This window comes from Arthrobacter sp. KKT183 (assembly GCF_055657625.1).
On record NZ_CM145770.1, the window covers coordinates 469,191 to 490,336 of the forward strand.

The 21,146-nt window shown below is 59.1% G+C and carries 12 protein-coding genes, 1 tRNA gene and 5 rRNA genes; 12 read left to right on the forward strand and 6 right to left on the reverse strand.

Translation table 11 applies throughout. The features are described from left to right. The first annotated feature begins 54 nt into the window (after positions 1–54). The 9 genes from ACZ2GY_RS02335 to ACZ2GY_RS02375 all read left to right on the forward strand — a co-directional run bounded on the left by ACZ2GY_RS02335 (position 55) and on the right by ACZ2GY_RS02375 (position 12,850). Positions 55–3,206: ribosomal RNA gene (locus tag ACZ2GY_RS02335) — 23S ribosomal RNA — on the forward strand. Positions 3,207–3,378: 172 nt separating this feature from the next. Continuing rightward, positions 3,379–3,495: ribosomal RNA gene (rrf, locus tag ACZ2GY_RS02340) — 5S ribosomal RNA — on the forward strand. 157 nt (positions 3,496–3,652) lie between these two features. Beyond that, positions 3,653–3,841, forward strand: a complete 189-nt coding sequence (locus ACZ2GY_RS02345) for a hypothetical protein (protein ID WP_471672873.1) — start codon at positions 3,653–3,655, stop codon at positions 3,839–3,841. 847 nt (positions 3,842–4,688) lie between these two features. Further along, positions 4,689–6,211: ribosomal RNA gene (locus tag ACZ2GY_RS02350) — 16S ribosomal RNA — on the forward strand. Positions 6,212–6,755: 544 nt separating this feature from the next. After that, a 23S ribosomal RNA gene (locus tag ACZ2GY_RS02355) occupies positions 6,756–9,907 on the forward strand. Between the two features lie 172 nt (positions 9,908–10,079). Then, a 5S ribosomal RNA gene (rrf, locus tag ACZ2GY_RS02360) occupies positions 10,080–10,196 on the forward strand. Together the 16S, 23S and 5S rRNA genes form the textbook arrangement of a ribosomal RNA operon. A gap of 83 nt (positions 10,197–10,279) precedes the next feature. Further along, positions 10,280–10,762 (forward strand): SRPBCC family protein, encoded by a 483-nt coding sequence (locus ACZ2GY_RS02365; RefSeq protein ID WP_277359104.1) that lies wholly within the window; start codon positions 10,280–10,282, stop codon positions 10,760–10,762. Between the two features lie 20 nt (positions 10,763–10,782). Further along, positions 10,783–12,159 carry an FAD-binding oxidoreductase gene (locus ACZ2GY_RS02370; RefSeq protein WP_471672874.1) on the forward strand — a complete coding sequence of 459 codons (1,377 nt, stop codon included), beginning with the start codon at positions 10,783–10,785 and terminating at the stop codon, positions 12,157–12,159. Between the two features lie 124 nt (positions 12,160–12,283). Beyond that, positions 12,284–12,850, forward strand: a complete 567-nt coding sequence (locus ACZ2GY_RS02375; RefSeq protein WP_277359105.1) for a hypothetical protein — start codon at positions 12,284–12,286, stop codon at positions 12,848–12,850. A gap of 103 nt (positions 12,851–12,953) precedes the next feature. On the opposite strand, the gene ACZ2GY_RS02380 is transcribed toward ACZ2GY_RS02375, so the two are convergent. The 4 genes from ACZ2GY_RS02380 to otsA all read right to left on the reverse strand — a co-directional run bounded on the left by ACZ2GY_RS02380 (position 12,954) and on the right by otsA (position 17,888). After that, positions 12,954–14,312: a DUF4032 domain-containing protein gene (locus tag ACZ2GY_RS02380; RefSeq protein ID WP_277359106.1), complete on the reverse strand. Its 1,359-nt coding sequence runs from the start codon at positions 14,310–14,312 to the stop codon at positions 12,954–12,956. Positions 14,313–14,438: 126 nt separating this feature from the next. Beyond that, entirely contained in the window at positions 14,439–15,527 is a 1,089-nt protein-coding gene (locus ACZ2GY_RS02385; protein ID WP_277359107.1) for an ABC transporter ATP-binding protein, read from the reverse strand. 137 nt (positions 15,528–15,664) lie between these two features. Next, the gene (otsB, locus tag ACZ2GY_RS02390; RefSeq protein ID WP_471672875.1) at positions 15,665–16,450 is read right to left on the reverse strand and encodes a trehalose-phosphatase; all 786 of its coding nucleotides are present in this window, start codon (positions 16,448–16,450) and stop codon (positions 15,665–15,667) included. After that, the gene (otsA, locus tag ACZ2GY_RS02395; RefSeq protein WP_471672876.1) at positions 16,443–17,888 is read right to left on the reverse strand and encodes an alpha,alpha-trehalose-phosphate synthase (UDP-forming); all 1,446 of its coding nucleotides are present in this window, start codon (positions 17,886–17,888) and stop codon (positions 16,443–16,445) included. Before otsA ends, otsB begins: the two co-directional genes overlap by 8 nt. A gap of 121 nt (positions 17,889–18,009) precedes the next feature. Between otsA and ACZ2GY_RS02400 the strand changes: the two genes are divergently transcribed. Next, positions 18,010–18,870: a DsbA family protein gene (locus ACZ2GY_RS02400; RefSeq protein ID WP_471672877.1), complete on the forward strand. Its 861-nt coding sequence runs from the start codon at positions 18,010–18,012 to the stop codon at positions 18,868–18,870. A 109-nt stretch (positions 18,871–18,979) separates the two neighbouring features. Continuing rightward, a tRNA-Thr gene (locus tag ACZ2GY_RS02405) sits at positions 18,980–19,056 on the forward strand. 43 nt (positions 19,057–19,099) lie between these two features. On the opposite strand, the gene ACZ2GY_RS02410 is transcribed toward ACZ2GY_RS02405, so the two are convergent. Beyond that, entirely contained in the window at positions 19,100–20,041 is a 942-nt protein-coding gene (locus ACZ2GY_RS02410; protein WP_346028729.1) for an HNH endonuclease, read from the reverse strand. A gap of 173 nt (positions 20,042–20,214) precedes the next feature. Between ACZ2GY_RS02410 and ACZ2GY_RS02415 the strand changes: the two genes are divergently transcribed. Then, a complete protein-coding gene (locus ACZ2GY_RS02415) occupies positions 20,215–20,370 on the forward strand; it encodes a hypothetical protein (protein WP_471672878.1) in 156 nt (51 codons plus the stop codon). Between the two features lie 63 nt (positions 20,371–20,433). On the opposite strand, the gene ACZ2GY_RS02420 is transcribed toward ACZ2GY_RS02415, so the two are convergent. Further along, positions 20,434–21,060 (reverse strand): uracil-DNA glycosylase family protein, encoded by a 627-nt coding sequence (locus tag ACZ2GY_RS02420; protein ID WP_471672879.1) that lies wholly within the window; start codon positions 21,058–21,060, stop codon positions 20,434–20,436. Positions 21,061–21,146 lie beyond the last annotated feature (86 nt).

Below are 21,146 nucleotides of genomic sequence, written 5' to 3' on the forward strand. Positions count from 1 at the left end.
CAATCGTTTGGCATGGCCGGCTCTTTGGGGTTGGTTGTGTTGGTTGTGTGTGATCGTCAAGTTTTTAAGGGCACACGGTGGATGCCTTGGCATCAGGAGCCGAAGAAGGACGTGGGAATCTGCGATAAGCCTGGGGGAGTTGATAACCGAACTTTGATCCCAGGATGTCCGAATGGGGAAACCCCGCTCAGCGCGCGAGTGACTGGGTGACCCGTACCTGAACACATAGGGTGCGTGGGGGGAACGTGGGGAAGTGAAACATCTCAGTACCCACAGGAAGAGAAAACAATAGTGATTCCGTTAGTAGTGGCGAGCGAACGCGGATGAGGCTAAACCAGTGGTGTGTGATAGCCGGCGGGCGTTGCATCTCTGGGGTTGCGGGACTTTCCGTATCAGTTCTGCCGGGCTGGTGAAGTGAGTGCAGGCGTATAGGTGAACGGGTTTGAAGGCCCGACCGGAGTGGGTGAGAGTCCCGTAGCTGTAATGCGTGCTGCCGCTTGGAGAGTATCCCAAGTAGTACGGGGCCCGAGAAATCCCGTGCGAATCTGCCAGGACCACCTGGTAAGCCTAAATACTCCCTGATGACCGATAGCGGACCAGTACCGTGAGGGAAAGGTGAAAAGTACCCCGGGAGGGGAGTGAAATAGTACCTGAAACCGTGTGCCTACAATCCGTCAGAGCGGGATTTTGTCCTGTGATGGCGTGCCTTTTGAAGAATGAGCCTGCGAGTTAGTGTTACGTCGCGAGGTTAACCCGTGTGGGGTAGCCGTAGCGAAAGCGAGTCTGAATAGGGCGAGTGAGTGGCGTGATCTAGACCCGAAGCGAAGTGATCTACCCATGGCCAGGTTGAAGCGACGGTAAGACGTCGTGGAGGACCGAACCCACTTCAGTTGAAAATGGAGGGGATGAGCTGTGGGTAGGGGTGAAAGGCCAATCAAACTTCGTGATAGCTGGTTCTCCCCGAAATGCATTTAGGTGCAGCGTTGCGTGTTTCTTGCCGGAGGTAGAGCTACTGGATGGCCGATGGGCCCTACAAGGTTACTGACGTCAGCCAAACTCCGAATGCCGGTAAGTGAGAGCGCAGCAGTGAGACTGTGGGGGATAAGCTTCATAGTCGAGAGGGAAACAGCCCAGACCACCAACTAAGGCCCCTAAGCGTGTGCTAAGTGGGAAAGGATGTGGAGTTGCTCAGACAACCAGGAGGTTGGCTTAGAAGCAGCCATCCTTGAAAGAGTGCGTAATAGCTCACTGGTCAAGTGATTCCGCGCCGACAATGTAGCGGGGCTCAAGTACACCGCCGAAGTTGTGGATTTCAAATGTTAGCCAAGCCGGAGACTTGTTCTCCTGAGTTCAGGCGTTTGGAGTGGTAGGGGAGCGTCGTGTGGGCAGTGAAGTCGCGGTGTAAACCAGCGGTGGAGCCTACACGAGTGAGAATGCAGGCATGAGTAGCGAAAGACGGGTGAGAAACCCGTCCGCCGAATGATCAAGGGTTCCAGGGTCAAGCTAATCTGCCCTGGGTAAGTCGGGACCTAAGGCGAGGCCGACAGGCGTAGTCGATGGACAACGGGTTGATATTCCCGTACCGGTGAAGAACCGCCCATACTGAACAAGGGATACTAACCGCCCAAACCATTTTCCAGTGCCCTTCGGGGTCCGTGTTGATGGGGAGCGTGGGACCTGATCTTGGGAGGTAAGCGTATTAACAGGTGTGACGCAGGAAGGTAGTCGGGCCGGGCGATGGTTGTCCCGGTCTAAGGATGTAGGAGGGACCATAGGCAAATCCGTGGTCCTGGTTTTGATACCGTCTCTGAGGCCCGATGGGCCCCGCTTTTTGGTGGGGATCCGATGATCCTATGCTGCCTAGAAAAGCATCGGCGTGAGGTTCCAACTGCCCGTACCCCAAACCGACACAGGTGATCAGGTAGAGAATACTAAGGCGATCGAGAGAATTATGGTTAAGGAACTCGGCAAAATGCCCCCGTAACTTCGGGAGAAGGGGGGCCCCAACCGTGAACCACACTTGCTGTGGGGAGGCGGATCGGGGCCGCAGAGACCAGGGGGAAGCGACTGTTTACTAAAAACACAGGTCCGTGCGAAGTCGCAAGACGATGTATACGGACTGACTCCTGCCCGGTGCTGGAAGGTTAAGAGGACCGGTTAGCTCACTTGTGGGCGAAGCTGGGAATTCAAGCCCCAGTAAACGGCGGTGGTAACTATAACCATCCTAAGGTAGCGAAATTCCTTGTCGGGTAAGTTCCGACCTGCACGAATGGAGTAACGACTTCCCCGCTGTCTCAACCATAAACTCGGCGAAATTGCACTACGAGTAAAGATGCTCGTTACGCGCAGCAGGACGGAAAGACCCCGAGACCTTCACTATAGTTTGGTATTGGTGTTCGGTGTGGCTTGTGTAGGATAGGTGGGAGACTGTGAAGCTTGGACGCTAGTTCAGGTGGAGTCATCGTTGAAATACCACTCTGGTCACTCTGGATATCTAACTTCGGCCCGTAATCCGGGTCAGGGACAGTGCCTGATGGGTAGTTTAACTGGGGCGGTTGCCTCCTAAAAAGTAACGGAGGCGCCCAAAGGTTCCCTCAGCCTGGTTGGCAATCAGGTGTCGAGTGTAAGTGCACAAGGGAGCTTGACTGTGAGAGAGACATCTCAAGCAGGGACGAAAGTCGGGACTAGTGATCCGGCGGTACATTGTGGAATGGCCGTCGCTCAACGGATAAAAGGTACCTCGGGGATAACAGGCTGATCTTGCCCAAGAGTCCATATCGACGGCATGGTTTGGCACCTCGATGTCGGCTCGTCGCATCCTGGGGCTGGAGTAGGTCCCAAGGGTTGGGCTGTTCGCCCATTAAAGCGGTACGCGAGCTGGGTTTAGAACGTCGTGAGACAGTTCGGTCCCTATCCGCTGCGCGCGTAGGAAATTTGAGAAGGGCTGTCCTTAGTACGAGAGGACCGGGACGGACGAACCTCTGGTGTGTCAGTTGTACTGCCAAGTGCACCGCTGATTAGCTACGTTCGGATGGGATAACCGCTGAAAGCATCTAAGCGGGAAGCCTGCTTCAAGATGAGATTTCCATACACCATTTGGTGTGAGAGGCCCCCAGCCAGACCACTGGGTTGATAGGCCGGATGTGGAAGCGAGGACTAACGACTCGTGAAGCTGACCGGTACTAATACGCCGATAACTTGACACCACACAAAACACGAATGCTACGCGTCCACTATGCGGTTCCCAACCAATAACACCGGTTACCAGGGAACACACAACACAATATTGACAATTACGTACAACTACACTGAACAGTTGTAACCACATACTTCCCACCCCACCACCGCTCACACCGGTACGGGGTCGGGTACAAGGGTTACGGCGGTCATAGCGTGGGGGAAACGCCCGGTCCCATTCCGAACCCGGAAGCTAAGACCCACAGCGCCGATGGTACTGCACCCGAGAGAGTGTGGGAGAGTAGGACACCGCCGGACAACACTTACGGAAAGGCCTCACCTTCACGGTGAGGCCTTTCCTGCTTTAAACCCACACCAACAACACATCGCATGACCGAATTTGCTCTGGCCGGCGTGGTGGAGGAGCGGAACTTGTTCCCCGGCATCAGGGTGTAGGGGCCGCCAGGAGCATCCCATGAGGCTTGCGGCGCTTCCGTGGTGGCCGGCCCCCGCCGTGCCGATCCCCTACTCGCTGAGGGCCCAGCTGTCGAACCACGGGCAACCGGAGGTGGAGCGCCTGCTGGCGGTGGCCGGCGAACGAGATATTCAGCACACAGCCCGACCGGCTGGGATGCTCAGCTCGCTGCTGCTTGCCGCACTCTAGTTGTGTGCTCGGCGTTTCAGGAGGGGTAACTCGATGCTGATCGAGGAGACCACAGCGGCGCGGAAGTAACGCGACACCCCCTGCAGGATTCTGTTCTCTTTATGCCGAGGATGTCCTGGCGTCATCAGTGCCGCGGGTTCGGAGCAGCTGTTCTGATGCGTGTTCCTGGCCGGGTGTTCCTGACTCCTGTGCCAACATCTGCAGCAGCGATGGGATAGCCACCCTGCCGAGACTACTTGGCTTCACGCGCGGGGCGGGCAAGACCATCGGGCATGCGCCACTCACTGAAAGGTGCGCGTGATTGTGGTTGACGTCACGTCACCGTGCCGGCGTCAACCGTAGTGCATTTGCGCATTGTGGTGCCCTGCATCCGCATGCCCGCGCGGTTTTTGGTCTCTCGACGGCTGATTTGCCGCACCCCGGATCCTTGTGTAATGTTTTCTGAGTCGCGGCGGCCGGGACAGTGAAATTTACCGGCAAGAGCGACAAAATCCCAACACAATCTGGATGTATTCCGTCATGGAGTGCGCCCTGTTTGGGAGCCGGCACAGCACCACAGCCGGTCAGATAGCCCGACAGGGCGGATTTGACGGGGTGGGGTTTGGCGGGTAAGTTTGAAAAGTTGCTCCGGAGCGATGATGCGGCCTTGAGGGTTGTGTTTGGTGCCGGGTGTTTCTGTTGTTTGAGAACTCAATAGTGTGCCATGTTTGTTGATACCGATTGTTTTTGATTGGTTGATTTGCTGGTCATCTCGCCCTGGTGGGGTGGCTGGTTTTTTGGCTGGTTTCGAATTTTGTGCAGCATGGGCTTCTCTTTTTCCGGGGGGTTTGTGTTGTGTTCGTAGTTTTTTACGGAGAGTTTGATCCTGGCTCAGGATGAACGCTGGCGGCGTGCTTAACACATGCAAGTCGAACGATGATCCCTAGCTTGCTGGGGGGATTAGTGGCGAACGGGTGAGTAACACGTGAGTAACCTGCCCTTGACTCTGGGATAAGCCTGGGAAACTGGGTCTAATACTGGATATGACTGACTATCGCATGGTGGTTGGTGGAAAGCTTTTGTGGTTTTGGATGGACTCGCGGCCTATCAGCTTGTTGGTGGGGTAATGGCCTACCAAGGCGACGACGGGTAGCCGGCCTGAGAGGGTGGACGGCCACACTGGGACTGAGACACGGCCCAGACTCCTACGGGAGGCAGCAGTGGGGAATATTGCACAATGGGCGCAAGCCTGATGCAGCGACGCCGCGTGAGGGATGAAGGCCTTCGGGTTGTAAACCTCTTTCAGTAGGGAAGAAGCGAAAGTGACGGTACCTGCAGAAGAAGCGCCGGCTAACTACGTGCCAGCAGCCGCGGTAATACGTAGGGCGCAAGCGTTATCCGGAATTATTGGGCGTAAAGAGCTCGTAGGCGGTTTGTCGCGTCTGCCGTGAAAGTCCGGGGCTTAACTCCGGATCTGCGGTGGGTACGGGCAGACTTGAGTGATGTAGGGGAGACTGGAATTCCTGGTGTAGCGGTGAAATGCGCAGATATCAGGAGGAACACCGATGGCGAAGGCAGGTCTCTGGGCATTAACTGACGCTGAGGAGCGAAAGCATGGGGAGCGAACAGGATTAGATACCCTGGTAGTCCATGCCGTAAACGTTGGGCACTAGGTGTGGGGGACATTCCACGTTTTCCGCGCCGTAGCTAACGCATTAAGTGCCCCGCCTGGGGAGTACGGCCGCAAGGCTAAAACTCAAAGGAATTGACGGGGGCCCGCACAAGCGGCGGAGCATGCGGATTAATTCGATGCAACGCGAAGAACCTTACCAAGGCTTGACATGAACCGGAACGGCGCAGAGATGTGTCGGCCACTTGTGGCCGGTTTACAGGTGGTGCATGGTTGTCGTCAGCTCGTGTCGTGAGATGTTGGGTTAAGTCCCGCAACGAGCGCAACCCTCGTTCCATGTTGCCAGCGGGTTATGCCGGGGACTCATGGGAGACTGCCGGGGTCAACTCGGAGGAAGGTGGGGACGACGTCAAATCATCATGCCCCTTATGTCTTGGGCTTCACGCATGCTACAATGGCCGGTACAAAGGGTTGCGATGCTGTGAGGTGGAGCTAATCCCAAAAAGCCGGTCTCAGTTCGGATTGAGGTCTGCAACTCGACCTCATGAAGTCGGAGTCGCTAGTAATCGCAGATCAGCAACGCTGCGGTGAATACGTTCCCGGGCCTTGTACACACCGCCCGTCAAGTCACGAAAGTTGGTAACACCCGAAGCCGGTGGCCTAACCCTTTTGGGGGGGAGCCGTCGAAGGTGGGACCGGCGATTGGGACTAAGTCGTAACAAGGTAGCCGTACCGGAAGGTGCGGCTGGATCACCTCCTTTCTAAGGAGCGCCTACAACTGTTTGCATCCTGCGTTGTGTGGGGTGTGGGGGTTGTCAGGAGTATGCCCATTGCGCAGGCGTTTGTTCTGCGGTGGGTGCTCATGGGTGGAATATCAATGAATAGGTGCCGGGTTGGTGCTGGTTGGTTTGAGTACGGGTCGCATGTTTTCTGTTCTGTCGGGTTTGTCCTGGCGGGGTGGGGTGTGTGGTTTGGGAAAGGGCTGGTTGGTTGCTGGTTCGGTAGTGTGTGGCACACTGTTGGGTCCTGAGGCAACAGGGGCTGGGTTTCTGCTGGGGATGAGTCGCACGGTTGTGTGGTTTGTTTCGGGTGGGGGTTTGGTTGGCTGGTGTTTCTGGTTTTCCTGGGCATTACCGCTCATGTCTTGATCCTGTTTGTTTGGGGTTGTGGGGTGTGGGTGGTGTGTTGACTGGGGTTGTTGTTTGAGAACTGCATAGTGGACGCGAGCATCTTAAATTTTGTGTATGCACGCAATCGTTTGGCATGGCCGGCTCTTTGGGGTTGGTTGTGTTGGTTGTGTGTGATCGTCAAGTTTTTAAGGGCACACGGTGGATGCCTTGGCATCAGGAGCCGAAGAAGGACGTGGGAATCTGCGATAAGCCTGGGGGAGTTGATAACCGAACTTTGATCCCAGGATGTCCGAATGGGGAAACCCCGCTCAGCGCGCGAGTGACTGGGTGACCCGTACCTGAACACATAGGGTGCGTGGGGGGAACGTGGGGAAGTGAAACATCTCAGTACCCACAGGAAGAGAAAACAATAGTGATTCCGTTAGTAGTGGCGAGCGAACGCGGATGAGGCTAAACCAGTGGTGTGTGATAGCCGGCGGGCGTTGCATCTCTGGGGTTGCGGGACTTTCCGTATCAGTTCTGCCGGGCTGGTGAAGTGAGTGCAGGCGTATAGGTGAACGGGTTTGAAGGCCCGACCGGAGTGGGTGAGAGTCCCGTAGCTGTAATGCGTGCTGCCGCTTGGAGAGTATCCCAAGTAGTACGGGGCCCGAGAAATCCCGTGCGAATCTGCCAGGACCACCTGGTAAGCCTAAATACTCCCTGATGACCGATAGCGGACCAGTACCGTGAGGGAAAGGTGAAAAGTACCCCGGGAGGGGAGTGAAATAGTACCTGAAACCGTGTGCCTACAATCCGTCAGAGCGGGATTTTGTCCTGTGATGGCGTGCCTTTTGAAGAATGAGCCTGCGAGTTAGTGTTACGTCGCGAGGTTAACCCGTGTGGGGTAGCCGTAGCGAAAGCGAGTCTGAATAGGGCGAGTGAGTGGCGTGATCTAGACCCGAAGCGAAGTGATCTACCCATGGCCAGGTTGAAGCGACGGTAAGACGTCGTGGAGGACCGAACCCACTTCAGTTGAAAATGGAGGGGATGAGCTGTGGGTAGGGGTGAAAGGCCAATCAAACTTCGTGATAGCTGGTTCTCCCCGAAATGCATTTAGGTGCAGCGTTGCGTGTTTCTTGCCGGAGGTAGAGCTACTGGATGGCCGATGGGCCCTACAAGGTTACTGACGTCAGCCAAACTCCGAATGCCGGTAAGTGAGAGCGCAGCAGTGAGACTGTGGGGGATAAGCTTCATAGTCGAGAGGGAAACAGCCCAGACCACCAACTAAGGCCCCTAAGCGTGTGCTAAGTGGGAAAGGATGTGGAGTTGCTCAGACAACCAGGAGGTTGGCTTAGAAGCAGCCATCCTTGAAAGAGTGCGTAATAGCTCACTGGTCAAGTGATTCCGCGCCGACAATGTAGCGGGGCTCAAGTACACCGCCGAAGTTGTGGATTTCAAATGTTAGCCAAGCCGGAGACTTGTTCTCCTGAGTTCAGGCGTTTGGAGTGGTAGGGGAGCGTCGTGTGGGCAGTGAAGTCGCGGTGTAAACCAGCGGTGGAGCCTACACGAGTGAGAATGCAGGCATGAGTAGCGAAAGACGGGTGAGAAACCCGTCCGCCGAATGATCAAGGGTTCCAGGGTCAAGCTAATCTGCCCTGGGTAAGTCGGGACCTAAGGCGAGGCCGACAGGCGTAGTCGATGGACAACGGGTTGATATTCCCGTACCGGTGAAGAACCGCCCATACTGAACAAGGGATACTAACCACCCAAACCATTTTCCAGTGCCCTTCGGGGTCCGTGTTGATGGGGAGCGTGGGACCTGATCTTGGGAGGTAAGCGTATTAACAGGTGTGACGCAGGAAGGTAGTCGGGCCGGGCGATGGTTGTCCCGGTCTAAGGATGTAGGAGGGACCATAGGCAAATCCGTGGTCCTGGTTTTGATACCGTCTCTGAGACCCGATGGGCCCCGCCTTTTGGTGGGGATCCGATGATCCTATGCTGCCTAGAAAAGCATCGGCGTGAGGTTCCAACTGCCCGTACCCCAAACCGACACAGGTGATCAGGTAGAGAATACTAAGGCGATCGAGAGAATTATGGTTAAGGAACTCGGCAAAATGCCCCCGTAACTTCGGGAGAAGGGGGGCCCCAACCGTGAACCACACTTGCTGTGGGGAGGCGGATCGGGGCCGCAGAGACCAGGGGGAAGCGACTGTTTACTAAAAACACAGGTCCGTGCGAAGTCGCAAGACGATGTATACGGACTGACTCCTGCCCGGTGCTGGAAGGTTAAGAGGACCGGTTAGCTCACTTGTGGGCGAAGCTGGGAATTCAAGCCCCAGTAAACGGCGGTGGTAACTATAACCATCCTAAGGTAGCGAAATTCCTTGTCGGGTAAGTTCCGACCTGCACGAATGGAGTAACGACTTCCCCGCTGTCTCAACCATAAACTCGGCGAAATTGCACTACGAGTAAAGATGCTCGTTACGCGCAGCAGGACGGAAAGACCCCGAGACCTTCACTATAGTTTGGTATTGGTGTTCGGTGTGGCTTGTGTAGGATAGGTGGGAGACTGTGAAGCTTGGACGCTAGTTCAGGTGGAGTCATCGTTGAAATACCACTCTGGTCACTCTGGATATCTAACTTCGGCCCGTAATCCGGGTCAGGGACAGTGCCTGATGGGTAGTTTAACTGGGGCGGTTGCCTCCTAAAAAGTAACGGAGGCGCCCAAAGGTTCCCTCAGCCTGGTTGGCAATCAGGTGTCGAGTGTAAGTGCACAAGGGAGCTTGACTGTGAGAGAGACATCTCAAGCAGGGACGAAAGTCGGGACTAGTGATCCGGCGGTACATTGTGGAATGGCCGTCGCTCAACGGATAAAAGGTACCTCGGGGATAACAGGCTGATCTTGCCCAAGAGTCCATATCGACGGCATGGTTTGGCACCTCGATGTCGGCTCGTCGCATCCTGGGGCTGGAGTAGGTCCCAAGGGTTGGGCTGTTCGCCCATTAAAGCGGTACGCGAGCTGGGTTTAGAACGTCGTGAGACAGTTCGGTCCCTATCCGCTGCGCGCGTAGGAAATTTGAGAAGGGCTGTCCTTAGTACGAGAGGACCGGGACGGACGAACCTCTGGTGTGTCAGTTGTACTGCCAAGTGCACCGCTGATTAGCTACGTTCGGATGGGATAACCGCTGAAAGCATCTAAGCGGGAAGCCTGCTTCAAGATGAGATTTCCATACACCATTTGGTGTGAGAGGCCCCCAGCCAGACCACTGGGTTGATAGGCCGGATGTGGAAGCGAGGACTAACGACTCGTGAAGCTGACCGGTACTAATACGCCGATAACTTGACACCACACAAAACACGAATGCTACGCGTCCACTATGCGGTTCCCAACCAATAACACCGGTTACCAGGGAACACACAACACAATATTGACAATTACGTACAACTACACTGAACAGTTGTAACCACATACTTCCCACCCCACCACCGCTCACACCGGTACGGGGTCGGGTACAAGGGTTACGGCGGTCATAGCGTGGGGGAAACGCCCGGTCCCATTCCGAACCCGGAAGCTAAGACCCACAGCGCCGATGGTACTGCACCCGAGAGAGTGTGGGAGAGTAGGACACCGCCGGACAACACTTACGGAAAGGCCTCACCTTCACGGTGAGGCCTTTCCTGCTTTAAACCCACACCAACAACACCAACTAGAGTTCCACTATGGACAGTCTCTTCTCCCATCGTGATGCCGGCTCCACAGATCGCGAACCAGGTACTAAGCCGGGACCACTCACTGCAGAGGTGACCGTCCCTCGGACCCGCGACGAGTCATTCGCAGGGTTCACCGACGGTATCCATCTGTGGTGGCCCGTTGATCAGACCCGATTCGGCGATGGTACCCATCCGGAATTCACCAGCGGGGAGCTCTTTGAGGAGGATGCCGCGGGCAACTCGGCGTCATGGGCAACCGTGGCAGGAGAGACATCTGGCGGAGAGCTGGAGCTCAGGTGGCACTACCTTGGCAACCCGAATTTATCGAGTCGTGTCGTGGTCACCTTCACCGCGGGTCGCGGAAGCACGCAGGTGAGCCTGGTTCATGACGGGTGGACCGACGGCGAGCTGGGTCACGAGCAGCGTGCTGCTGCGCCCAATTGGGCAGCCGTGATGGCTTCCTATCGACGATTCATGGGTGGCGCTTCGTGACGAATGCGGCTGCGCGCGAAATGTCCGATCAAACCTCCTCCCTCGTGAGGGAGTTGCACCTCGGCGTGCACAGCTCCCGCATTCTGATGAGCAGCGGGGTGCTTGAGGAGTATTCGCGGGATCAGGGCCCGGTCACGCAACCGGCGATGCCCGCCGTCGTCGTACTGGCGGAGAGCGTTGAGGAAGTGCAGCACGTTATGCGGTGTGCGCATCTCTTCAAGGTGGCGGTCGTAGCACGCGGAACCGGGACCAGCCTTTCGGGCGGCGCCCATGCGGTGTCCGGGTGCATTGTCCTCAGCCTTGAGCGGATGAATCGCATCCTCGAGGTGCGTCCGCAGGATGAGCTTGCCATTGTGGAGCCGGGGGTCATCAACGCGGACCTGAATCTCGCGGTTGCACCGCACGGCTTGATGTATGCACCCGATCCGGCGAGTCACACAATATCCACACTGGGCGGCAACGTCGCCACCAACGCGGGCGGGCTGCGGTGTGCCAAGTATGGTGTAACCCGGGATTCGGTTCTGGCCCTCGACGTGGTGCTTGCAGACGGCACGCTCATCCATACGGGGCACACCACGTTCAAGGGCGTTGCCGGGTATGACCTGACCGCGCTATTCGTGGGATCTGAAGGTACGCTCGGCATTGTTGTGGGAATCACCGTGCGCCTGAAGTACCTTCCGATCCAAACCCGAACTCTGGCCGCCTTCTTCCCGGACTTTCCAGCAGCGGCCGCAGGCGTTCTCGCCATTGGTGCTGCCCGCGTTCAGCCGGCCATTCTTGAACTTCTTGACGGTAATACCCTGGGCGTCCTGGACGCCGCCTTCCAATCGAACCTTGCAGCCAGGGGCGGAGCCCTGCTGCTCATCCAGACTGACGGCTTTGGCGCTGAAGCGGAATCCGCCGTCGTGCGCAAAGTCCTGACCCAGGCAGGCGCGACCGTCGAAGCGGAGGACGGCTCGGAAGCCGCTATGCTCCTCGACTTGCGGCGCAACGCGAGAGGCGACGGCGTCGACGACGATTTCCGCGTTGGGGAGGATGTCGCAGTTCCGCGATCCCAGTTGGTGCACTATGCGGGTGAGCTTGAACGGATGGCCGCGGAACACGGCGTGAGGCTTCGCCTCGTTGCGCACGCGGGAGACGGCAACCTCCACCCCACGTTCTGGGTTAATCGAGACGAAGGGCAGGCGGGAATGCTCAGGCTGCAGGCAGCGCTCGACGAGTCGGTGCGGGTTGCCCTGGGGCTGGGGGGAACCATCACCGGCGAGCATGGGGTGGGGCAGTACAAGTTACGTTGGCTGGCGTGGGAACAGAGTGCTGAGGTGCTGAGCCTGCAACGACGGGTCAAGGAAGCGTTTGATCCACTCGGGATACTCAATCCGGGCAAGGCGATCACCTGAGAACACGCCGCTGAAACCATCGGTATCCCGCTACCGTTGCCGAACCTTCCAGACGGATAGACTGGATTGAGCCAGCGCCCTGGAAGAGGCCAGTGGCATCGCACTGAAGAATGGGGACAACACCGTGTCAGACAACACCACCGGTCAACCGGGCAACGATGACGGCCAGGACGACTCCCGCCGATACCCGGCGGGGCAGCAGTGGCAGCAGCCCACGTCGTCCGACCAGCGTTCGGGACAGCAGCCGTCCGGTTACGGTCAGTCTTATGGCCAGCAGTCCGGTCAGTCCTACGGCCAGCAGCCAGTTCAGGGCTATGGCCAAGCGCCGGCTTCACCGTATGGCACACCCGGCGGCTACGGCGGCGGTTACGGTCAACCGACGGAGAACCCTGGAAAGACGCTCGGCATTGTCGGTCTGGTCTGCTCTATCATCTGGCCCATTTCGATTGTGGGTCTGATCATCTCTATCGTCGCGATGGTGAAGTCGAGGAAGGCCGGGATGGGCAATGGCTTCGCACTTGCCGGCATTATCATCGGAGCGATCGGCGTCATTACGGGCATCATCGCGGTAATCGGCTTGATTGCGCTCATTCCGTTCTCGCAGGAGGTCGTCGAATTCTGCCAGAGTGCAGGGCCCGGCATTCAGGAGTTCCAGGGCCAGCAAATTGACTGCAGTCAGCTGACCCCGTAAGCAAGGCGGGAAGCGCGGAAACTTCCAATCAGAGAGCGTCTGCGGTCCCGGCTCAAGCCGGGACCGCAGACGCTCTCTAGGTATTGCTTGCTCACAGGACGGCTCAGCTGCCCTCTTGCGCCCCACCGCTGATGATGTCCAACGTCTTGGTGTCAGCAGTCAGCATGATCGCGGCTTCGTCGCGGCGATGCCGCAGCACCGAATCCAGGTATGACTGCACGGCTTCGGCAAGCGGAACGTTTCTGTCTTGCTTTTCAGACATGTACCATCGGTGCTCCAGCACCTCATGGACCACTTCCGCCGGCTCCAGCTTTCCGCCGAGCTCCCGCGGAACTGCCCGAACGATCGGCTCGAAGACATCATTGAACCACTGGTGTGCGCTGATCTCTTCGTCGAGGCCCGGACTGTTGTCTGCCCGATAGGCGTCCATGTCATTGAGCAGCCGGCGGGCCTGGTTCTCCTGGGCATCTATGCCGGTAAGCCGGATAAGACGACGGCTGTGATGCCCGGCGTCGACCACTTTGGGCTGCAGCTGGATCTGGGAAGTCTCGGAAACTGTCCGTATGGCGTACTCCTCGACGTCGAAGCCGAGTTCGTTCAGGCGCCGAATCCTTGCGTTCACCCGCCAGCGCTCACCGAGCTCGAACGACTCCTTGTCGGTGAGTTCGGCCCACAGGCGTCGGTAGCTGTCCATGATGAGCTCGCTGGTAGCCAGTGGGTCCACCTTTTCCTCAATGAGACCGCCCTCTGCCAGGTCCATCAGTTCACCGGCGATGTTCACCCGGGCAATCTCGAGATCATACTCGCGCTGCCCGGTAGACAATTCCGGATACAGTTCACCGGTCTCAGCGTCCACGAGGTAAGCAGCGAACGCCCCGGCATCTCGCCTGAACAGGGTATTGGAGAGTGATACGTCTCCCCAATAGAAACCGATGAGGTGGAGACGGACAAGGAGCAGCGCCTGGGCATCGATGAGGCGGGTCAGAGTGTCCTTGCGCAGCATCTGTGAGAACAGCGCCCGGTACGGCATGGAGAACTTCAGGTGGCGGGTGACCAGCACCGGGTTCAGGTCCTCGCCGTCACGCGTCTTCCGGCCTGCGATGACGGCAACCGGCTCCACGCACGGAACGTCCAGGCGCTGCAGCTTGCGGAGCATGTGATACTCGTGGCGTGCAATATGTTCGCTGGTTTCCTTCACAGCGATCACGGATCCGCCGAGGTGGGCGAATCGGACAATATGGCGGGAGATTCCACGGGGCAGAGCAGCGAGATACTCGGCCGGCCACTCCTCCAGTCCCAGATGCCATGGGAGGTCGAGGAGCTCCGGGTCGGTGGCCGCTGCCGTGATGTTGAGCGATCCCAGCGAGCCTTCCCCGAACGCACTCCGGGTCCTGGGCAGTTTGCCGGCCTGGTCATAGTCCGTTGGCTCGTGATGCCAGTTGGCTTCGGTCGAATCAGTCATGGTGATTGGGTGTCCTCACGGCGACCTGTATGTCCTAACAACGACGATGGCCCCCGCTGGTTGAGTTTACCGTCAACCAACAGGGGCCACCGCGGAATGTGCATCTAACCGCTAGCGGTCAAATTGCTACACGTGGTCGGCCAGGCGAAGGCCGTCCTTGGTGTCGAACAGGTGCACGTGGCCCTTTACCGGCCGTACATATACCGTGTCACCCTTCATTGGAGGGCGGCGTCCGTCTACGCGTGCCACGATGTCGTGGTCCTGGCCGTTGAGCGTGGTGTGGCCGTAGAGGTAAGCGTCAGCGCCAAGTTCCTCCACGACATCCACCTCAACCTGCAGGCCTTCGCCGGCACCGACGAGGCCAAGATCTTCGGGACGAACACCCAGCGTGACTGTACCGCCGTGTGCGGAGCTCAGGACCTCGCGCGCCACCGGGTACGTGGTGTCGCCAAACTTCACGCCGTCCTCCGAGGTCGGCAGCTCCAGCAGGTTCATGGCGGGGGAGCCGATGAAGCCGGCAACGAAGACGTTCTTCGGGCGCTCGTAGAGGTTGCGGGGGGTATCCACCTGCTGAAGGATGCCGTCCTTCAGCACTGCGACGCGATCGCCCATGGTCATGGCCTCGACCTGGTCGTGGGTCACGTACACGGTGGTGACACCGAGGCGACGGGTGAGCGAGGCGATCTGGGTACGGGTCTGCACGCGGAGCTTCGCATCGAGGTTGGACAGCGGCTCATCCATGAGGAAGACCTGCGGGTTGCGGACGATTGCACGACCCATGGCAACACGCTGGCGCTGACCACCGGAAAGAGCCTTCGGCTTGCGGTCGAGGTAGTCCTCGAGATCGAGGAGCTTTGCGGCTTCCCGGACACGCTGGGCGCGCTCTTCCTTGGAGATGCCCGCGATCTTCAGTGCGAAGCCCATGTTGTCGGCAACGGACATGTGCGGGTACAGCGCGTAGTTCTGGAAGACCATCGCGATATCTCGGTCTTTCGGCGGAACGTCGGTGACATCGCGGTCACCGATGAGGATGCGGCCGGAGTTCACATCCTCGAGGCCGGCCAGCATGCGGAGGGAGGTGGACTTTCCGCAACCGGAGGGCCCGACGAGAACGAGGAATTCGCCGTCTGCGATCTCGATGTTGAGGCCGTCTACTGCGGGCTTGTCAGTGCCCGGGTACAGGCGCGTAGCCTGGTCAAACGTTACCGTTGCCATTTTTTTCTTATCCTTTTCACGGGCAGGTACGTGCCCGACGATCCGTTGTGAATGGAAATATTCAGTTGGCGTGATCAGGACGGAGGCCGAAGTTGACCCACCGTGAACTGCGTCACAAGGAAAAGTATGGCACGAAGTCAGGTAGAGACGCCAGCACGACGTAACCTCACCAACTCCTGAAGGACCTCAACGAGCTGCTCCGGGGAGGTGATGCGGTACGTCGCAGCGCTCTCTCCGTCTCCGACCTTGATCCCGACGTCGGGTGCCTGGAGGGTCTTCAGCGCGTGTTCGTCGGTGACGTCGTCACCGGCAAACACTACTGCGGTTGCCGCGGTGAGTTCACGAAGGGACTGCAGACCCCTTCCCTTGTCCGCCTGCACCACGGAGAGTTCCAGGACGTTCTTGCCGTTGCTCAGGTGGACGCCGTCCAGCGATGACAGTGCGGCACGCGCCGCAGTTGCGGCCGACTGGGCTGTCTCTGCGTCTGCCGTCCGCATATGCAGCACGACGCCGGCTGGTTTCAGTTCCAGCAGCGTACCGGGATGGGCATCGACCACCTGTTGGACGGCGCCGGTCGCATGGCGCAGGATTTCCACCTGCGAGGGCGTCAGTTCAAGGGGTGCACCACCGGGGCCGGTCCACGCCTCAGCTCCGTGACTGCCGATGAGGAGCGTTTCCGGCTCTGGAGAGGCGACCCGGCGCAGACTGTCCAGAGCGCGTCCGGAGATGAGCGCCGTCGTCGTCCTTGGCAGTTGCGCCAGATCGCGCAATGCTGCCGCCGATCCGGGCAGCGCACGGGCGTCTTCCGCGCGGTCAACCAGCGGGGACATGGTGCCGTCGAAATCGAGCGCAACCAGCAGCGTCTTCGTCGCGGCCGCCGTCGCGAGAGCGGCAAGCAATTCCGGGCTGAGTGAATCAGACAAGGAGATCCTCCCGTGCGCCTTTCTGCAGTTCTGAGAGGAAGGCCTTCGACCAGCGCCCCACGTCATTCTGCAGTACTTGACGGCGCATGGTGCGCATCCGGCGGGTTGCCTCGGAGGCGCTCATATCGAGGGCACCGCGGATGGCGCTCTTGAGACCGTCGATGTCATGCGGATTGACCAGGATTGCCTGCCGGAGCGTGTCAGCTGCTCCGGCGAACTCGCTCAGGACCAGCGCTCCGCGGTTTCCCGTACGGGCTGCGACATACTCCTTCGCCACGAGGTTCATACCGTCGCGGAGCGCTGTCACGAGCATGACGTCGGCAGCCAGGTAGAGAGCCACCATTTCCTCCACCGGATAGCTGTGGTGGAGGTAGCGGATAGCAGTGTTCTTGATGGTGTCGTACGTGCCGTTGATACGCCCGACGGCGCCCTCCACCTCTTCACGCAGGAGCCTGTATTGCTCCACCCGTTCACGGCTGGGGCTGGCGACCTGGATGAGGGCGGCGTCCTCGACCTGGATCAGGCCGTCGGCGAGTAGTTCCTCGTAGGCCTTCAGGCGGTGGCCGATGCCCTTGGTGTAGTCCAGCCGGTCAACTCCGAGCAGGATGTGCCGGGGATTACCGAGCTCACGACGGATCTCCTGAGACCGCTCGATGATGTCGGGGCGGTTGGCGAGGTCGACGATGCGCTGGACATCGATGGAAATGGGGAACGCCTCTGCCCGTGAAACGTAGTCAGGGGATCCGTCTGCGCCCTTCACCTGTACCTGCTGCTGACGGACCGCGAGCCCCAGGAATCTGCGTACGCAGCGCAGGAAGTTGCTGGCGTCGCTCGGTCGCTGGAACCCGATCAGGTCAGCGCCGAGCAGGCCCTCGATCACCTGGCGCCGCCATGGGAGCTGGGCATAGATTTCGAGCGGAGGGAACGGAATGTGGTTGAAGAAGCCGATCTTCAGATCGGGACGGGCCTCGCGCAACAGCTTGGGAACGAGCTGAAGCTGGTAGTCCTGGACCCAGACGGTGGCGCCTTCGGCTGCGACGGCCGCAGTCTCCGCTGCGAAGCGCTCGTTGACCTTCCGGTAGGAATCCCACCAGTGGCGGTGAAACTCAGGCGGGGCGATGACGTCGTGGTAGAGCGGCCACAGGGTCGCGTTGGAGAAGCCCTCATAGTAGAACTCGACTTCCTCAGCGCTCAGCGGAACGGGAACCAGCCGGATCTCACTGTGGTCGAAGGATTCAAGTGCCTCGTCCGCGGCGCCGTGCCATCCTACCCATGCGCCGTCGGCCTTCTCCATCACAGGAGCCAGTGCGGTGACCAGACCGCCGGGTGAGCGCCGCCAGGAGCCGTTGCCGTCGTCGTCGTTCACGCGGTCAACCGGAAGTCGGTTGGACACCACAATGAATTCGAACTCACCGTACGGTGTGTCCCCTGATTGCATACTGTCTCCTCTGACGATCGTAGGCCTACTGACGACTTTAGCCGGTTGGGTGGGTAGGGGGAGCGGGCAGCAGCATCACCTAAAATGGTAGGACGCGTAACCGAGTGAGCAATGAGGACTGATGACTTCCAGCAACCCCAGACCGAGCAAGGCACAACGGAAGTCAGAGTCGCGGGAGCAGGCACGGCGGGTGGTGGAGGAGCGGGAGCGCCGTGAGAAGCGTGCATCGTTCCTCATCAAGTGGGGCGTTGTTGCCGCTATCGTTGCAATCCTTGTGATCGTTGGGTTGATCTTTGCCGGAAACCTTCGGAGTCAGGTTCCCGATGCCGGCCCGGCTCCTGCGCATGGCAATGAGTACGGCGGTATCACTCTGACCTCCACAACGGAGCTGGCAACAACGTCCCTTGAAACGGTCGACGTCGCGTCCCTCCCTGATGAAGCCCCGAACGCAGCGGATCCTCCGCCCGGCGTCGAGGCGTCTGCTACTGACCAGCCTGTACAGGTTGTGGCATACGTCGACGTGAACTGCGTGCACTGCGCCAACTTCGAGCAGACGCATGCCGAGCAAATTCAGACCTGGCTGGATGAGGGCGCCATCACGTTCGAGTACCGGAATGTGGCATACCTGGATCCCAATTCGCAGACGGAGTATTCGTCCCGCGGTGCTGCGGCGCTTGCCTGTGTGGCGGACACCTCGCCGCGGGCCTACTGGGACTTCTCTGCAGCCTTGTTCGGCAACTTCGAGAACGGCGAGCTCTCCGATGGGGAACTCGCCGAGATGGCAGCAACCGCCGGGGCCGGCGACATCTCCGCCTGCCTGGAGGAAGATACCTTCCGACCATGGGTGAAGTTCGGCACCCAGGCAGCAGAGACCTATGGCGTCAGCGGGACTCCAACGGTTTTCGTGGACGGCGAAGAAGTGCCGGATGCGGTATCCGACTTCGCCACGGTCACCCAGGAGCAGATTGAAGCGAAGAACTGAGGATCTCTGAGACCCGGTTGATTTCCCGCTGGCGGCGGCGCTGGGCTAACCTTGTCTAGCGCTGTTGAAGTTGGATAACGACGACGGCGCCCGCTGGCTCAGCCAGTCCGCCTCCTTAGCTCAGTTGGCCAGAGCACCGCTCTTGTAAAGCGGGGGTCGTCGGTTCGAATCCGACAGGGGGCTCCACCAGCTCAGCCGGAACTCAGAGCAACCTGGACAAAACGGTGCATTATTCCGCTCTATTGTGTCCGGACTGCTCGACATACTGTCCGGTTTGCTCCCCAGAGATCGAGATACTTCCGCTAATCGCTCGTGCATCGTTCTGTGCTTGCTCCTGTTCCGCGGTGACTATGATTCCCGGCAGATGGCCGGCCGCTGCAACCATTGCGCGCAGTTCAGCGACGGTATACGGGGTGGGGACCCTGCGGTGCGCCATGTAGTGGCAGTTCGGGCAAAGGGGTACGAGGTCGATGATCGGGTCGATCTCATAATCTGGCCGAAGACCTGCAGCAGGCACTGTGTGATGGACATGGCTGAAACCTGCGCCCGGCGGCCCATACGTAGCCTCGAAGTCAAAGCCGCACGCGTGACAGCTGGACCCGAGATGAGCAATCGCTACCGCTTTTGCCTCGGGATCGCGTTCATGCCGGTTGACGGGTATCCGCTGCAGCGCGTGCTCCGGGTAGGAGCCGGGGACTGGATCCACGGTGTCTGCGTGTTGACATACGCTGTCCACCACATGGCCGGACCAGGCGTCTCTCACTGCCGACTCGGTGTCCGGCGGGATGTGCCAGAACGAATCAGCAGCGGCGTCCCAGTCAATTTCCGGGGCACGAACCGCGAGCTCATCGGTGTGCAACTGTTCCCCTTCCGGCAGCAGGAGGTCGAATTGAACTGTGACAGACAGCCGACTGCCCGAGGCCTCCGGATCGAGGTACGTGACCGCAATCGGTTCACCCACCGTGACGCCATGCCCAATCAGACCCCGCCTGTTGGGCCCCGTTCCCTGTACGAGCAACCAGACCTCAGTTCCGGTGGGAAGCATCATTCCGTCATTGAGAAACCACTGTTCCAGATGCCCGCCGGAGTTCCGCACCTCGGCGACAGCTGATGCATAAGGTCCGCTCCAGTGACTCGTGTCCGGGTTCCACCCCAAAAGTACCGCTGCCATGGGATCAGTGTGTCACTACGGACTCGCACGGGTACGGGTGCCGATGGTTACTGAAAGGTAATCTCAAGACCCGTGCAAGTTACTCTCATGACTTGATGGAAGCCCTTGACGCTTGAAGTGTCTGCGGCAGATGCTGAGATTACGCAGTGCAAAAGGACTCATCGGGGGCGGATATGGGAACCATCAAGTGCAAGACGTGTCCAGGAACGTGGACCGTAACAACAACCAAGGCTGAAACCGTGATCGCGCAGAATCACGTTTATCTGAATCCAGGCCACCGGACAGCTACCGTGTGGAAGGACCAGCACGAAGAGGTCAAGCCTTCCTAGCGCTTCCCAGCGGGCTACGTACGGTTGAGCGCGTGCCCTATTCCGTTGGAACCAGAGCGCCAGTCAGCCCACGAGGCGCTTGGCGCGCTCGACGGCCTTACGCAGCTCATCCTGTTTGGTCTTGCGGGACAGGGACTGGGGACCTACGCCGGGAGCTTTGATGACGGTGACGCGGGGGACGCGATCCTGCAGGTGCTTGTCCCAGGTCTGCTGCACGGCATCGCTGCAGAGCAGCACCACCTCGAGTCGCGGCAGGAGGCGCAGGACCGAACCCAACGCCTTGGCGCCGGCCGTGCGGTTGTCGGCATTGGGATTCGACACGAGGAACGGGACCATGTTCCACATCAGGACGCCTTCATGCAGGCCGGCTGAATCGCGTTCTATCCAGCAGCGCTCAGCGGCGCTGTCCGGGTTGTCGACGGATACAAAACCGGTGCCGCTTTCGGAGAGCACTTCCTCCTGTGGGCGGTCCAGCACGAAAAGCACGCGGGCCTGATCTCCCGCGTCTGCCGGGTCAAAGTGCGGTACAGGGGTTGACCTGGTGGCCGTGTAGCTGGCTCGCCACTGCTCCAGGCTTTGAATGTGCGGGGCGGTTGCCAGCATGGATCGGCGGTTCTCGAGAACCGCATCGTCGGCCAGGGCTTGCGGATGATCGAGGTACATATCTCCACTGTATCCGCGCTCAGCCACTTCGTATGCGTCGGGTTCTCCAGATCCATCCGCTCGACCGGATCTGCCCGGAGTGGGTGTCCGGAAGATGGATGCAGTCCGCGAAC

What these genes read in the sequence shown, in the direction of transcription:
- ACZ2GY_RS02345 (WP_471672873.1), top strand. Translation starts at nt 3,653, where the DNA reads ATGAGGCTTGCGGCGCTTCCGTGGTGGCCGGCCCCCGCCGTGCCGATC.
- ACZ2GY_RS02410 (WP_346028729.1), bottom strand. Translation starts at nt 20,041, where the DNA reads ATGGCAGCGGTACTTTTGGGGTGGAACCCGGACACGAGTCACTGGAGC.
- otsA (WP_471672876.1), bottom strand. Translation starts at nt 17,888, where the DNA reads ATGCAATCAGGGGACACACCGTACGGTGAGTTCGAATTCATTGTGGTG.
- ACZ2GY_RS02415 (WP_471672878.1), top strand. Translation starts at nt 20,215, where the DNA reads ATGGGAACCATCAAGTGCAAGACGTGTCCAGGAACGTGGACCGTAACA.
- ACZ2GY_RS02400 (WP_471672877.1), top strand. Translation starts at nt 18,010, where the DNA reads ATGACTTCCAGCAACCCCAGACCGAGCAAGGCACAACGGAAGTCAGAG.
- ACZ2GY_RS02385 (WP_277359107.1), bottom strand. Translation starts at nt 15,527, where the DNA reads ATGGCAACGGTAACGTTTGACCAGGCTACGCGCCTGTACCCGGGCACT.
- ACZ2GY_RS02365 (WP_277359104.1), top strand. Translation starts at nt 10,280, where the DNA reads ATGGACAGTCTCTTCTCCCATCGTGATGCCGGCTCCACAGATCGCGAA.
- ACZ2GY_RS02370 (WP_471672874.1), top strand. Translation starts at nt 10,783, where the DNA reads ATGTCCGATCAAACCTCCTCCCTCGTGAGGGAGTTGCACCTCGGCGTG.
- ACZ2GY_RS02380 (WP_277359106.1), bottom strand. Translation starts at nt 14,312, where the DNA reads ATGACTGATTCGACCGAAGCCAACTGGCATCACGAGCCAACGGACTAT.